13 protein-coding genes are annotated in these 14,400 nt (G+C 69.2%); 6 read left to right on the top strand and 7 right to left on the bottom strand.

The genetic code is table 11. From position 1 onward, the window contains the following. Window positions 1-311 precede the first annotated feature (311 nt). The gene (locus tag ABFX55_RS19295) at window positions 312-1,415 is read right to left on the bottom strand and encodes a glycerophosphodiester phosphodiesterase (protein WP_346122887.1); all 1,104 of its coding nucleotides are present in this window, start codon (window positions 1,413-1,415) and stop codon (window positions 312-314) included. A gap of 208 nt (window positions 1,416-1,623) precedes the next feature. After that, entirely contained in the window at window positions 1,624-4,470 is a 2,847-nt protein-coding gene (locus ABFX55_RS19290) for a DUF11 domain-containing protein (protein ID WP_346122885.1), read from the bottom strand. Window positions 4,471-4,650: 180 nt separating this feature from the next. Between ABFX55_RS19290 and ABFX55_RS19285 the strand changes: the two genes are divergently transcribed. Next, window positions 4,651-5,226 carry a PadR family transcriptional regulator gene (locus ABFX55_RS19285; RefSeq protein ID WP_346122883.1) on the top strand — a complete coding sequence of 192 codons (576 nt, stop codon included), beginning with the start codon at window positions 4,651-4,653 and terminating at the stop codon, window positions 5,224-5,226. After that, window positions 5,223-6,029 carry an SGNH/GDSL hydrolase family protein gene (locus tag ABFX55_RS19280; RefSeq protein ID WP_346122881.1) on the top strand — a complete coding sequence of 269 codons (807 nt, stop codon included), beginning with the start codon at window positions 5,223-5,225 and terminating at the stop codon, window positions 6,027-6,029. The genes ABFX55_RS19285 and ABFX55_RS19280 overlap by 4 nt, the downstream gene beginning before the upstream one ends. Before the next feature lie 60 nt (window positions 6,030-6,089). Here the strand turns inward: ABFX55_RS19280 and ABFX55_RS19275 are convergent, their stop codons facing one another. The 3 genes from ABFX55_RS19275 to ABFX55_RS19270 all read right to left on the bottom strand — a co-directional run bounded on the left by ABFX55_RS19275 (window position 6,090) and on the right by ABFX55_RS19270 (window position 8,276). Beyond that, window positions 6,090-6,407 carry a hypothetical protein gene (locus ABFX55_RS19275; protein WP_346122880.1) on the bottom strand — a complete coding sequence of 106 codons (318 nt, stop codon included), beginning with the start codon at window positions 6,405-6,407 and terminating at the stop codon, window positions 6,090-6,092. After that, window positions 6,350-6,778, bottom strand: a complete 429-nt coding sequence (locus tag ABFX55_RS49850; protein WP_379478983.1) for a hypothetical protein — start codon at window positions 6,776-6,778, stop codon at window positions 6,350-6,352. Before ABFX55_RS49850 ends, ABFX55_RS19275 begins: the two co-directional genes overlap by 58 nt. Window positions 6,779-7,493: 715 nt before the next feature. Continuing rightward, on the bottom strand, window positions 7,494-8,276 hold the full coding sequence (locus ABFX55_RS19270) for a dienelactone hydrolase family protein (protein WP_346122878.1): 783 nt from the start codon (window positions 8,274-8,276) through the stop codon (window positions 7,494-7,496). A gap of 227 nt (window positions 8,277-8,503) precedes the next feature. On the opposite strand from ABFX55_RS19270, the gene ABFX55_RS19265 reads away from it, so the two are divergent. The 3 genes from ABFX55_RS19265 to ABFX55_RS19255 all read left to right on the top strand — a co-directional run bounded on the left by ABFX55_RS19265 (window position 8,504) and on the right by ABFX55_RS19255 (window position 10,911). Then, window positions 8,504-9,058, top strand: a complete 555-nt coding sequence (locus ABFX55_RS19265) for an MFS transporter (protein ID WP_346122877.1) — start codon at window positions 8,504-8,506, stop codon at window positions 9,056-9,058. 156 nt (window positions 9,059-9,214) lie between these two features. After that, on the top strand, window positions 9,215-9,766 hold the full coding sequence (locus ABFX55_RS19260) for a copper chaperone PCu(A)C (protein ID WP_346122875.1): 552 nt from the start codon (window positions 9,215-9,217) through the stop codon (window positions 9,764-9,766). Beyond that, on the top strand, window positions 9,766-10,911 hold the full coding sequence (locus ABFX55_RS19255) for a Dyp-type peroxidase (protein ID WP_346122873.1): 1,146 nt from the start codon (window positions 9,766-9,768) through the stop codon (window positions 10,909-10,911). Before ABFX55_RS19260 ends, ABFX55_RS19255 begins: the two co-directional genes overlap by 1 nt. A 63-nt stretch (window positions 10,912-10,974) precedes the next feature. Here the strand turns inward: ABFX55_RS19255 and ABFX55_RS19250 are convergent, their stop codons facing one another. Next, window positions 10,975-11,346, bottom strand: coding sequence for a VOC family protein (locus ABFX55_RS19250; protein WP_346122871.1), 372 nt, complete (start codon window positions 11,344-11,346; stop codon window positions 10,975-10,977). Between the two features lie 84 nt (window positions 11,347-11,430). On the opposite strand from ABFX55_RS19250, the gene ABFX55_RS19245 reads away from it, so the two are divergent. Beyond that, the gene (locus ABFX55_RS19245; protein WP_346122869.1) at window positions 11,431-11,892 is read left to right on the top strand and encodes a MarR family winged helix-turn-helix transcriptional regulator; all 462 of its coding nucleotides are present in this window, start codon (window positions 11,431-11,433) and stop codon (window positions 11,890-11,892) included. A 140-nt stretch (window positions 11,893-12,032) separates the two neighbouring features. On the opposite strand, the gene ABFX55_RS19240 is transcribed toward ABFX55_RS19245, so the two are convergent. After that, entirely contained in the window at window positions 12,033-14,360 is a 2,328-nt protein-coding gene (locus ABFX55_RS19240) for an immune inhibitor A domain-containing protein (RefSeq protein ID WP_346122867.1), read from the bottom strand. Window positions 14,361-14,400: the final 40 nt, after the last annotated feature.

Raw genomic sequence — 14,400 nt, 5'->3', positions numbered from 1 at the left:
AGATCGCTAAGATCAGTGTCGCCGTGAACAGCCCACGCAGTACCCGCATACGTCCTCGCCCATGGTGAGCAGGGGTTACGCGCGGGACGGGTCACCCGCCCGGCGTCTCCGCGATCTTCGATTGACGATCGGATTTTCACCCGGCCTCAACTGTCTGTCCATACTTTTGATCATTCTGTTCAAAGATTTCTTCAGGGGTTGGAGAGGCGTGAAGATATCCGCCGCGTTCTTGCGGCGGCGGGCATCGGGGCGCCTCGCCGGTCAGGGACCGGCGAGGCCTTCTCCTCACACCTGGGCGGGCGGCCCGTGGGTCACCCACCTGGGCGTACGGCCTGCCGGGTGATCACGGCCCTGCCCATGCCGGGGTCGTCGCAGAACGCCCCGTCGATGCCGAGCTCCACGAGCCTGCGCAGCCAGCCCATCACGTCGCCCGTGGCCCTGGAGAAGACCGGGCTGGCCGGGTTGCCGAGCCGGTGGTCGAGGGGCAGCTGGGAGTTCTCGTTGCGGACCGTCCAGACGTGCACCTGCAGCCGCCTGCGGTGGGCGTCGGCGATCAGCGTGGTCGGCTGCTGCAGCCTGCCGTCCGGGCCCACGGGCACGACGCGGCGGGTGTCCACGCCGATCCCGTCGGCGTACGCGGCCACCTCACGCAGACCCTCCGGCTTGACCATGTCGTCATAGGTGCGCGGATCGCCGGCGGCCGTCCAGTCGTACGGCGCGCCACCCCAGGTGATCAGCTGGACCAGCGGCAGCCTGGTCTTGGCGCGCAGGTCGCGCAGGTTGGCGGTCTCGAACGACTGGATGAAGGCCTTGCGCACCCGGTGGGTGTTCAGCACCTCGAGCAGCGGCTCCTCCAGCGACAGGCCGATGGAGTCGAAGTAGGTCGGGTGCTTGGTCTCGGGGTAGACGCCCACGTCGTGGCGCTGCGCGAGGCGGACGACCTCCTCGAACGTGGGGATCTCCGCCAGCCCGTCGAAGGCGGCGTTGTCAGGGCGCAGGTCGGGCACGCGTTCCTTGGCGCGCAGCGTCTTGAGCTCGGCGAGGGTGAAGTCCTCGGTGAACCAACCGGTGACCGGCCTGCCGTCGATCGTCTTGGTGGCGCGCCGGTCGGCGAACTCGGGCCGGGAGGCCACGTCGGTGGTGCCGGAGATCTCGTTCTCGTGGCGGGCCACCAGGACGTGGTCCTTGGTCGAGACCAGGTCGGGCTCGATGTAGTCGGCGCCCATGGCGATGGCGGCCTCGTACGACAACAGCGTGTGCTCGGGGCGGTGGGCGCTGGCGCCACGATGGCCGATCACGATGGGGGCCTGTGCACGGCGCTCGGCCGTAGCGGGATTGGACTGGAACAGCACAACGGCGACCGTACCGCCCGTCAGGACGGCCAGCGCGCCCGCGAGTAGCCTGCGGATCATCATGCGCGCACGGTAGACCGCCTGGGTGGCACGGAGATGACGGCAGGATGGTCAGGGGGTGCCCGGTCGTCGGCCGGCGGGTAGGGGACGCTCGAGATCACGCCGAGCGACGACGGCCGGAACACGTCCGACGCCGTCGCCGCCTGGCGCTGAGCGCTCATGGCTGCCTGGAGGGCGCCTCCCACGGGACCGCGGGAGGCGCCCAGCCCGGTCAGTACACTTCGATCGTGTTCGCGTTGATGTCGTCCAGCACGCCGATGGTCTGGCTGTAGCGCGCCGCTGTGCCGGAGTCGACCGGCAGCAGCAGGGTGCCGTGCGCGTACAGGACGGCGTCCCGCACGGTGCTTGCCACGGGCGAGGTGATGCCCGTGCCCGCGTTGATCCGCCGCGTGCCCAGGTTGAAGTAGGTGCCCAGGAGATGCTCCAGGAGCACGGACTTGGGAGCGTTGTTCCCCCTGAAGGCCGTGGTGACCTCGGAGGCGGAGATCGCCCCGTTCCTGTCGGTGTCGTAGCGCTGGTCGGTGGCCTGGATCCGAGCCAGGAACTCGCCCGTCCACAGGTCCTCGTGGTTCTTCCAGAACCCCTTGGACTTCGGGTCGCGCGTGGGCGGCACGACCGTCACCGTGGTCGTGGCCGAGCTCGTGACGGGCTCGAAGGTGCAGGCGCCGGTGCTGTTCTGGTAGCTCACCGAGACCTGGCCGGCGTAGCTGGTGCCGGCGAGCGCCAGCAGGGTCGGCCTGGCCGTGAAGGAGATGGTCTTCTCACCCGACTGCGCGGGAAGCGCCTCCTGGTTCCAGACCAGCGTCCTGGTGCCGTCCGCGTTGAGCGTCACCGAGCCCGGTTTCGGCCCGGCGCCCAGGTCGAGGGCTGTGCTGTAGTAGACGCCCGCGGGAAGCGTGGCGGTGACGGCGACCTTCGAGGCGGCGCCTGCGCCGGTGTTGGCGTAGGTGACGGTGTAGGTGATGGCCTCGCCCGCGTTGACGGTGGCCGTGGCCTTCTGGCTCACGGTCAGCACCGGGGCCCTCACCGTGGTCCTGGCCTGGGCGGTGTTGTCGCTGAGCGTGGGGTCGGGCACGCCGTCGGTGTCGGTTCCCGTCACCGTCACGCTGTTGGTGAGCACGGTGCCGTCGGTCGTGTCGCAGGGCACCTCGTAGGTGAACTTCGGCGTGATCGTGTTGACGTCGTCGTCGCCCAGGTCGGGCAGCGAACGCTGCTGCTTGGTGCCGTCGGGCAGCGTGTCGGTGAGCGAGAGCCTGGTGGCCGTGCCGGGACCGAGGTTGGTCACCGCCACCGTGTAGCCGATCGTGTCCCCGCCGACCGCCTCGGCCTGGTCGGCCGTCTTGGTGACCTTCAGGTCGGCCTTCTGGAACATGGCTTTGATGTTGTCCTCCGTCAGCTCCTCCGGCAGGTTGAGCCGGGGACCGTCGCCGAAGAAGGCGGTGTGCAGGCGGGGGTTGTACTGCAGGCGCGACCAGTCGTTGTGACCGCGCAGTCTGTCCCCTGTCCCGGCGTCGCAGCCTGGTTTGATGGCCTCGATGAGGTTGATGTCGGCGGAGACGTCATCCTCCTTGTCGCCGTTGACGCCGTTCCAGTCGGTGGGCTTGTCGGTCGCGGAGGCGGTTCTGATCTTGCCGCCGACGCCGTACACGAGGGTGCGGGCGGGGTCGGGCGTGCCGTGCACACCGTCGTTCTCGTCGAGGTGCGCCTCGTCGAGCTCGGTGCGCAGGACGGTGCCCTTGGCCACGTTGGCGTAGTCGAGCGGCCTCGCGGTGTACTGCGTGTCGAACTGGAGGGTGTAGTTCATCACGCTGAGGTAGTTGGGCTTGCAGTTGACGGAGTCGTCGCCGCCGTGCCCCAGGCCCAGCGTGTGCCCCAGTTCGTGCATGAACGTGGCGGCCTCCGCGCTCTTGCGTCCTCCCACGTTGGTGAAGGAGGCCCACGAGCCGACGGTGACGATGAAGTCGTTGCCGCCCACGAGGGTGTCCACATCGATCTCCGCCCTGCCGGACGACTTCGGGCTCTCCTCGTAGGTGTGCGCGAAGATCATGTAGCGGAAGGCCTGCTTGCGGGCCTCCAGGATGTGGACGCAGTTCTGGCTGGACCGGTCGGCCGGGGTGCCGAAGCGGCCCGAGCACCTGCCGGGCTCCTTGACGACCGGGTTGCCGTTCTTGAAGTCGTTGAAGTCGTTCTGGTCGCCGTCGATCGAGGTCGAGAACTTGATTTTCTCGACCTCCGGCAGCTGCTCGCCCTCCATGGCGTGCAGCGCGATCCCACGGAATTTGGTCTTCGTCGGATCCGCGGGGTCGGGGTGGGGATCGACCGGCGCGTTGGCGAAGGCCTGCACCACGTCGTCGAGCGCGCCGCCCTGCGGCTTGTGCCCCTCCATGTAGTCGGCTTCGACGAACAGGTCCTTGCGGTACGGCACGGCGTTGAAAGGCGCCTCGCCCAGAGCCAGGTCGACAGGGTCGTCGTTGTTGACGTCCAGGCCCCGCCCCTGGGTCTCCCAGCTGTTCATCAGGCCGTCGCCGTCGCTGTCGGCGTCGCGGGAGGGCTCCATGCAGCCAGGAGTGGTGATGGTGAAGAAGCCGCGGGCCGAGTCCTCCCCTGTCCCTTCACTCTCGCCCGCGAGCGTCGGATGGTTGGCGCCCTGCTGAGTGGTCAGCCCGCCGCCGGTGAACACGCAGGTGTTCAGGTTGAAATCGAGATCCAGGGAGGCGCTGCCGCCCTTCGTCCACCTGATCGGGTCGTCCTGCGTGAGGTCGTCCTGATCCCACAGCTGCATCTGGATCCGGACGGGATTGTGGCCGGTGTCGACGGTCGCCTTGAATACCCAGTTGGTCCTGAAGTCGCCGCCATGGGCGCAGCAGTACGTGTCCCTGCCGTCGACCAGACCTTGATGATCGATCTCGGACTTCGGGTAGTAGTCGTTGCCGCACGCCTCGCCGGCGCCCTCATCACACGACAACTCCACCACCCGGTAGAGGTGGACGGTGACCTCCACGGTCTCCGCCTGGGCCGGCGCGACACCCGAGAGTGTCGCCCCGGCCAGCGCCAGCATTGACGCAACTAACAGTCGAACCCATCGCATGCTGCGTACCCCCCATTGGAACGGAGCCGGAAACTGTGGACCCCACCATGGCCGCGCATCGGTGACTTGTCGTGAGTAGGCCCTACCTATGCGTCAACGACAGGGGGCATTTGTTGACTAGTCATGGAATTGAGTAGATAGTTCTGCTTCATGGCATTACGACATGCGGTACTGGCGGCGATGCTGGACGGCGAGTTCACCGGCTACCAGCTCGCGAAGATCTTCGACGTGGGCGTCTCCAACTTCTGGTACGCCTCGCCGCAGCAGCTCTACACCGAGCTGGCGAAGCTGGAGAAGGCCGGGATGATCTCCGGGCAACAGGTCATCCAGCTCGACAGGCCGAACAAGCGGGTCTTCACGGTCACCGAGGCGGGGCTGGAGGAGCTGGCCGCCTTCGCCGCGGCAACGTCCAAGCCGCTGTCCATGCGCGACGACCTGGCGGTGAAGGTCCAGGCCGTCGACCATCTCGACCCCGCCCCCGTACTGGCCCAGCTCGACGAGCGGGCCGTCGAGGCAACCGCCAAGCTGGCCCTGTTCGAGCAGGGCATGCGGAGGCTGCGCGGTGGCCTGGACGAGGAGGAGTTCCTCCGCTCGTCGCCACGGATCGGCCCGTACCTGACCTACCTGGGAGGATGCCGGCTGGAGCGGGAGATGCGGGACTGGTGCCTGACCACCGCCGCCCTGCTCCGCTCCCGCACGGCGAACCACCCCGAGGAGGAGCGATGACCCACAGCGCGGAGCCCCAGCCCAGGACGTTCACGCGTTACGTCGCGCTCGGCGACAGCCAGACCGAGGGACTCGGCGACGGCGACGAGATCCGCGGCTACCGCGGCCTGGCCGACCGGCTCGCCGAACATCTCGCCGTGGCCTTCCCCGACCTCCACTACGCCAACCTGAGCGTCAGGGGACGCCTCGCCTCGCAGGTCCTCGCCGAGCAGCTGCCCGCTGCGCTGGCGTTGCGGCCCGACCTGGCCACGGTGATAGCAGGGATGAACGACCTGATCAGGCCCGGCTTCGACGCCGACGCGGTGGCCGCGAGCCTGGAGGAGATGTTCGCCGCGCTCACCGCCTCGGGCGCGCACGTCCTGACGGTGACCTTCCCCGACATCGGCAAGATCGCGCCCCTGGCCCGGCCGCTGCTGCCTCGCGTGCTCGCGCTGAACGAACGCGTCCGCGAGGCCGCCGCCCGCCATGACGTCACGGTGGTCGACACCTTCCCGCACGCCTTCGCCACCGACGTCAGGATGTGGAGCGCCGACCGCCTGCACGCCAGCCCGCTGGGACACGCCCGGATCGCCGCGGCCTTCGCGCACGCCCTCGGGCTCCCGGGCAGCGACGACACCTGGTCGGCCCCGCTCGTACCGGTCGCTCCGCGCGGCCGCCTGCGCACCGCGGGGACCGAGGTCCGCTGGGTCGCCGGCTTCGCCGGCCCGTGGATCTACCGCCGCATCCGCGGCAGGTCCTCAGGGGACGGCCGCAGCGCCAAGCGCCCCGACCTCGCCCCCGTGCTGCTCTACGCCGAGGAGTGAGGCCCAGGACCGGTACGCCGGCGTCTGCACGGGCGACGCACCGACCCACCTGCCGGCGGGTCACAGGTCCTGTCCCGGGGCCCAGATGTCCACCTGGTTGCGGATGGCCCACATCAGGTTGTCGAGGCCTGTCTCGGTGTTCTGATGGACGGGATCCCGCCGCCTGGTGTTGATCAGTGCCGCCCAGCAGAAGCCGTCCGCGGTGCGTACCAGGACGGCTTCGCTTCCCACCAGATTGCCGAGGTGCCACCAGGTTCCTGCGGTGTTCGTGAACCACCCGCCGGCACAGCCGTTCGAACCGAAGAGCCCGGACGGCTTGGTCATGTAGGTGATCGAACCGGGATCCAGGATGTCGGGCCTGGTGGGAAGGCCGTCCACGCGCACGGCGAAACGCAGCAGATCGACGGCCGTGGCCAGCCAGCCCCCCGTGCGCGTCCATCTGCGCCACCTGCGCGTCGTACGGATTCTCGCCGGCCTGGCCGTAGTAGACCGCCTCCCCCTGGCGCCGGTCGGCCTGGGTGTTCGGCCACCAGGCTCGTTATGACGGGACCCGCCTCGCGCTTCTCCCAGATCGGGCAGAACGCCGGTACGGCGTCCTTCCCGTGACCGGCCGAGAATCCTCCGAGGGATACCAGTCGGTACCCCTCGCGTTTCTTCTGCTGGGCCTCGTTGTCCATCGTCCTGGAGTCGATGCCGTGGCGCGTAGCCCAGAAGCGTCCGTCGGCCTTCACCCAGACTGAGGCGTACATCCGATATTTCGCGGAGACGGGACTGAAGCCGATGACTCGGACGGGACGCCAATGGACGTTGGGCATCCGGTCGAACTGTGCCTGGTAGTTGATCTCGCTGACCTGCGGCTGGATCCACCACCAGCTCGTGTCGTATCCCGGCCAGCCCTCCCAGACGGTGTCGCAGGGCTACGGGGGGCTGCGGGAACGCGCCGGTGCTCCCGGCCACGGACGCACGTGCCGCGTAGGGAGCGAGCGGGAGGTCGAAGGCCAGTCCTGCGAACGCGCCCAGACCCGCTGCTCGCACGATGAAGTCGCGGCGCGTCGGTATCCAGGGCTCTTCGTGGCGTGCGGGCGCTCCGGTGTTCCCGATGGATCGCTCATGGCCCTCACCTGTCCGGTGATACCCGGGGCGCTGGACTGGCTGTCGCGTCGCTCGGAAGCTGGCTGACTGATTCGTCCCATGTGCCGTCGTTTGTCCAGTTTAGCCTGAGTGCATGGAGTGACTCTTGTGCGCCGTTCAGGTGTCTGAGGGGTGAATCGACGGTGCCGCGGTTACGGCGTTGACCTGCGGGAACGCTCACTTCTAGTCAAGGCATTGGCTGAGAGCCCGGGCGGTATGTCCGGTTTGCGGTGAAGTGCAGGGCGGCTGTGCCGCCGCCCTGCACGACCACGCGCGACAGGGGCGGGGCCGGACGGGGTGTCGAGAATCGTTCGATTCCCCACACCCCTGGCGTCAGGACCTGTCGAGACGGGCGCTCGACTCCTCAACCTCCGCGGGACCGCCGTCCTCCAGGAGGTGGCGGGCGAAGAAGCGCGCTGAGCTGTCCAGCTCGAAGGCGGGTACGCCCGCGTGGCGGCCGGGGTTGGCGTGCAGCGTCTTCTCGCGGGAGGCGAAGGCGTCGAACAGCGCGAGGCCGGCGTCGCGCGGGACCATCTCGTCGTCCCACTGGAGCAGGAACTCGACAGGGACGGTGATCCGCCTCGCCGCCTCGGTCAGGCTCTCGTGGCCGGTGAGGCCGAGGACGGCGGCGGTGATCCTCGGTTCGGCGGCGACGAGCGGCACGCCGATCGCGCCACCCATCGAGGCGCCCCAGTACCCCACGGGCCCGCCGACGTGGTCGAGCTCCCGGAGCGCGTCCAGGGTGGCCTGCCACTCGGGAACCGCCTGCTCGGCCAGCGCGACGTTGTAGCGGGCGATGTGTGAGCCGAGGGCCTCGCCCTGTGTCACTCGTTGCCTGATGTCCGCCACGAGCCGCTCGTGCCGCTCGACCTTCGGCCGGTCGCCGTGCCCTGGCGCGTCGATGGCCGCCACGGCGAAGCCGCAGTCCTTCACATAGCGGTGGGCGCGGGCCACGAGGCCCTCTGCCTTCTTGTGCTGGCCGCCGCCATGGCCCAGTAGCACCAGAGGACGGCCGGCGGTGCCCTCGGAGGGCGACCAGATCACGCCGGGGATGTCGTCGAGGGTGAAGAGATGTTCCGAGACGCCGTCGGAGGTCGTCTGCGAGGTGATGCGCACAGGTGTGTTGCCTTTCGGGATGCCTGCGGGCACTCCCGGGGGCCACCTGTGTCAGATGGACCGCACAACCATGGGGGAGGGGAGCACCCAGCCTGATACAGCGGTAATGGGTCTCACCTCCTCAGTCGGTCACGTGCACAGCGGACGCTACCAGATCCCCACCAGAGCCGATCCCAGCGGACCTCGTCCGGCGACCGCCGCAGCGATCTGGAATGATGATCCCCATCATGTCCGCCGGCCTGCCCTTCCGCCTGACTCGCGCCTCGAGCTTCGCCGTGGCGTGTCTCGGGCTGGGCGTGCTCGCTCACCTGCTCGGTGGGGGCGCGCTGTCCGTGCCCGCTGCGGCGGGTGGGCTGGGGGTGGCATTCGCGGCGGCATGGCCGCTGTCGGGACGCGAACGCGCCCTCGGCCTGATTCTTCCGCTCCTCGGGGCTCTGCAGGCCGTCCTGCATCTGCTGTTCTCCCTGAGTTCCCCGATCGCGTCCGCGCCCGCAGGGCACCTGCCCCTGCACCAGGGGCTGGTGCCGGGGATCGGCATGCTCGTCGTCCACGGCTGGGCGGTCGGGCTGACCGCTCTCTGGCTGGCGCGCGGCGAGGCCGCGTTGTGGGGGCTGCTCCGGCGCCTGGCGGCCGGCGTGTGCCGGGTCCTCGTCCTGTACCTCACGCCTTCTTCGGCCTCCGCCGCCGTCGTCTTCGCCGACGAGCCGCGTCAGCTGCGCCCGGTCGTCCTGCGCCACGCGGTCAGCAGGCGCGGCCCGCCTCAGGTTGTCACCGCCGCCTGACCTTCTGGTCTCGGACGGCGCCGTTCTCTTTTCCTGGCTCGCGCGCGGGCCTGCATCGGGCCGGCCTGACGCCGCCCGGTGGTCGAACTCCCGTGACAACCTCCGTGCCGTCGCGGCTGCCCTCGGCATGCCGTACGGGCGAAGAAAGGCATTCCTGTGTTCCCTCGCCGTATCGTTCCTTCCGCCGTCCTCCTGGCCGCGTTGACGCTCGGCGGTTGCGGTGGCCAGCAGCCGCCCGCGGCGCCGGCGGCCGCTCCGGCCAGCGCGGCCGCGCCTGCCGCGAGCGCCGCGACCGGCGCGGTGTCGATCACCGATCCCTGGGTGAAGACCGCGAAGAAGGGCATGAGCGCCGCGTTCGGCACCCTGGTCAACAACTCCGACGCCGAGGTGACCGTGGTCTCCGGCTCCTCCCCGCTGTCGCCGAAGATCGAGCTGCACGAGGTCGTCGAGTCCGGCGGGAAGATGGTCATGCGCCCCAAGGAGGGCGGCTTCGTGATCCCCCCTCGCGGCACCCACGAGCTCCAGCCGGGCGGCGATCACATCATGCTGATGGACGTCGCCCAGGAGGTGAAGCCCGGCGCGGAGATCGCCTTCACCCTCACCCTCAAGGACGGCGGCACCCTGGAGTTCACCGCGGTCGGCAAGGACTTCGCCGGCGGCAAGGAGGACTACCGGCCCGGCACGAAGATGGGCGAGGGCAACGGCTGATGGCCGCACCCCGGATCAGCCGCCGGGGCCTGCTCGCGGGGGGAGCCGCCACCGCGGTCGGCGCCCTCACCGGCGGCGTGCCCTCCGAGCAGGCGCCTGGTGGAGCGGCCACCCTCACCACGCGCATCGAACCGTTCGACGGGCTCCACCAGGCCGGGATCGCCACGACGCCGCAGACGCACGCCGTCTTCGTGGGATTCGACCTGCTTCCGAAGACCCGCGAGGAGGCGATCGTCCGGCTGTTGCGGCTGCTCACCGACGACGCCCGCCGTCTCGCCCAGGGGCGTCCCGCGCTGGCCGACACCGAGCCGGAGCTGGCGCTCACGCCCGCTCGGCTGACCGTCACCTTCGGGTTCGGGCCCGGCCTGTTCAGGGCGGCGGGGCTGGACTCGCCCGTGCAGGCGCTGCCCGCCTTCACCACCGACCGGCTCCAGAAGCGGTGGAGCGGCGGTGACCTGCTGGTGCAGATCTGCGCCGACGACAACCTCACCGTGTCCCACGCCCTCCGCATGATCGTCAAGGACGCGCGCTCTTTCACCCGGGTCCGCTGGACCCAGCGGGGTTTCCGGCAGTCCTCGGGGACGGTCAACCGCAACCTGATGGGCCAGGTGGACGGCACAGTGAACCCGGCCGACCTGGACCGGGCGGTGTGGATCCGCGACGGGCCTCTGCGTGGCGGCACCACGCTGGTGTTGCGCAGGATCAGGATGGAGCTCGAGACCTGGGACGCCGCCGACCGGGTGGCCAGGGAGTTCACCATCGGCCGCCGCCTGGCGGATGGGGCGCCGCTGACAGGGAGGGCCGAGCGCGACGAGCCTGACTTCGAGAAGGTCAACGCGCTCGGCTTCCCCGTCATCTCCGAGTACGCCCATATCAGGCGCGCCCACGTCAGCGACCCGGGGATGCGGATCCTGCGCCGCCCCTACAACTACGACGACGGACTCGCTCCCGACGGGAGATCCGACTCCGGCTTGCTGTTCGCCTCCTACCAGGCGGACATCGACCATCAGTTCGTGCCCGTCCAGCGCAACCTCGCCGAGGCCGACCTGCTCAACGAATGGATCACTCCGATCGGCTCGGCCGTGTTCGCCATTCCGCCGGGCTGCTCGCCGAGCGGATGGATCGGCGACAGCCTGCTGTCCTGACGCCGTGGGGGCGGGTCCCGTTCAGAGGAGCCTGCCCCCACCACCGGACGGAGCGGCCGGTGGTCAGCCCTCGTGGGCGGTGATGGTGTAGCCCTCAGGGCCGACGAAGGTGAACATCCTGCCGAACGGACCATCCTCGGGCGCCTTGACGATGGTGGTCCCTGCGGCGAGGAGCTGGTCGTGCAGGGCCTGCGCGTCAGTGGTGCGGAACCACAGGGCGACCCCGAGGCCGGGCCGCTCGACGGTGTCGAGATCCACTCCCGGCAGCGGCTCGCGGACGGCGAAAGGAACCGGCTCGGTGGCGAAGACCACGGCCCCGGGCGGCGAGGCAGGCGCTCTGCGCAGCCCGAGCTGCTTCTCGTAGAAGACGGCGGCCGCTTCGACGTCGCGCACCTGCAGAGCGACGAAGTCCGGCCCGCTGACGGTGACGGTCATGAGTACTCCTCGATCGATTTTATGTCAGGACTTTGACATGCCTCGAAAGTAGACGGCACCGGTCTTACATGTCAAACTCCTGACATGCATGATGGGACTCCCTCCAGCCAGGCCCCACCGGCCGACGACGTGACCGAGCGCCTGGGATACCGCCTCAAGCGCGCCGCCGCGGCGCTGCGCGGCGCGATGGACAGAGCGCTGCGGGAGCACGGCCTGACGGTGCCGCAGTATGCCTGCCTCGAACTCCTCGACCAGCGCCCCGGCCTGTCCAACGCCGAGCTGGCCCGCGGCACCTTCGTCACGCGGCAGTCCATGAACGTCGTCCTTCGCGGACTGCAGGACGCCGGCCTCATCACCCGGCCGGCCACCACCGACCGCGGTCGCGCCCTGCCGGCCCGCCTCACCGAGGAGGGTCACCGTCGCCTGGCGGCGGCACGCTCCGTCGTCTACGCCATCGACCAGCGCGTGACCGACGCCGTCCCTGAGCGACGCCTGGCCGAGCTCCTGGCCGACCTCGACCACATGGCGGCGGCGCTCGACGGGTGAGAACGGCTCTGAGATCCGCGATCTGATCGTCCGGTTGGTGGCGGTGTTCGGCGCTCTCCAGGTGACTGAAGTCGTCCTGGCCGATGTCGATGCCCGGATCCGCCGCGCGGGTGCCCTTCCGCGCGGCGGACCCGCGTTTCTCAGGAGGCCGGACCCACCTTGATGGTGGTTCGCAGGCCCCTGTTCGCTTCCTTCACCACGTCGATCCTGGTGTTGGTGTCGGGCGGGATGACGCCCTGCTGGGGGTTGGTGCTGTACCAGTAGACGCCGGTGCGGTCATTGAAGGAGGAAACCCCAGGCAGCGACGGGAAGATCGTCTTCGCGCCGTCCTTGTGCAGCGCCACCCGGTCGGTCGGGGTCAGTCCGAAGGTCGAGTCGAACACCTGGATCCGGCTGTTGACCCTGGTGTAGTCCTTCCAGAGCAGCGGTACGGCACGGGCGTCGATCGGCAGGATCATGCCCTCGCCCACGTGGTTACGGGTGGCGTTGTCGGTGTAGGCGGTGTCCCACAGCCAGATGAGCAGGCCGTCCTGGTACGGGTAGCGCTCGTAGATCTCCCGCCGCGCGGGGTCGTTGGAGAAGCCGGCGCTGTACGGACCGGTCTTGAGGTAGGCGCCGTAGCCGGCGTAGCGCCGGTTCTCGGCGATGTAGGCGCGCGGGTGGTCCTTCTTCCCGGTCTTTCCGGTACGGCTGAAGCCCACGGCGGTCCAGTCGTTGTCGCCGCTCTCGACGTCGTCCTGGACGACGCCGCTGATGGAGTCGATGAGGAAACCGTTCTCGACGGTGTTGGTGTCGGTGAAGTAGCGGAACCGGAACTGGATCTTCTTGCCCGCGTAGGCGTCCAGGGGAAGGCTGAGGTCGGTCCAGCCGCTGCGGCCGGTGATCCCGGGGACGCCGTCGACGGAGGGAATCGGCTCACCGCCGACGGTGCCGCCGATCGGTTGCCATACTTGGCCGTCCTCGGAGACCTCGGCGTAGAGGTAGTCGAAGTCCTGCTCGATCTGGTACCAGACCTTGGCGTCGAGCCTGGGCGTCGTCAGCCCGGTGAGGTCGAGCTCGCGGGTGAGCGTCTCGTCGAGGTAGTCGCCCTTGCCGCTCCACCACTGGAAGGACCCCTGGGCGGGGTCGACCAGCTCGGTGGTGATCGTGTGCGGGGGCAGGTCGACGATGACGGCCTGCGGATCGGCGGTGTTGTAGGAGCTCACCCCGAGGGTGTGGGTGGAGGCGGTGGCGGCCCTGGCCCTGTCGTGGCTGAGCCAGCCGAGCCGCAGCTTGCTCCACGCGTCCAGGTCCCCGGGGAACTCCCCGGTCTGCCCGTTCTTCTTGCCCAGGTAGGAGCCGCTCGACATGAGCGACCAGAACTCGACGCTGTTGCTGCCGCCGCCGTCGTACAGGTCGGGCAGGCCGAGGTCGTGGCCGTACTCGTGGGCGATCAGGCCGACGCCGCTGTTCTCGCCCGCGGTCAGGAACTTGCCGACCCAGATGCCGGTGTCGCCGATCTGGGTGCCGCCGCGCAGGTTGCCCGCGGGGCCCGTGTGCCCACGCTGGTTCCAGTAGGCGTCGTGGCTGACCGCCCAGAGCGCGTCGGCGCCCTGCGCGCCCCCACCCCACGTCTGGTCGACGCCGGCGTGGATCACCTGGAAACGGTCGAGGTAGCCGTCGGGCTCGTCGAAGTTCCCGTCGAAGTCGTGGTCGTATCGGTCCCACTGGTCGAAGCTCTTGAGCTCCGCCGTGATGTCCTCGACGCTGCGGCCCTTGGCGCGTTCGGTGTCGTACCAGGCGTTGGCGGAGTCCTTGACGAAGTCGAACAGGGGCGTGTCGCAGTCCAGGCCGCTGTCACAGCGCGGCGTGCCGTACCGGGACTCGTTGTAGGGGACTTTCACCCAGTCGGAGACGTAGCCGTCGACGTCATAGCGGCCCGAGGACTGCAGCCGGTAGAAGTTGCGCAGAGAGTTGGCGCCCTCGGCGTCGTTGAAGTAGATGTCCTGGTAGTAGGCCCGATTGAAGTCCCGCTGCCAGAGGGTGTGGTTGTCGTAGCCTCGCTGTGGTTTCGGGATCTGGTTGTGCAGCGGGCCGGGCACACCGCCGTAACGGATCTGGCCGTTGTGCAGCGTCTGGTTGTCGATCTTGTCGCCGAACTCGGCGAGGACGGTGAAGATCTTGTCCTTGCGTTCGAGGGCGAGCTCGACGTACTGGTCGCCGACCTTCACCCCGCCGGAGGCTCGCGCGCTCGCCTTGGGGCTCGAGAGCACCTGCTCCATGGCCTTGTCGCGTAAGGCGCGTTCCTGTAAGGCGATCGGGTTGAGGACGTCCTCCTGGTGACGTCCCTCGCCCGGCGGGGTGACGGTGACCTTCGTGGAGGGGGTGGGCGTCGGTGTCGGATCGGCGGAGGCAAGCCCGGGCAGCGCCGAGGCGCCCAGGACCGCTCCGGCCAGCCCGATTGCGAGCATGGCGGTGAGCTTACGCACGCGGGGGGTTCCTTCCGTCATGGGCCGGATCTCCGGCCGC

Origin of the sequence: Nonomuraea roseola (assembly GCF_039535395.1) — a bacterium.
Lineage (GTDB): Bacteria > Actinomycetota > Actinomycetes > Streptosporangiales > Streptosporangiaceae > Nonomuraea > Nonomuraea roseola.
Note: the sequence above shows the minus strand (reverse complement) of the source record. Positions and strands in the feature narration are given on the sequence as shown.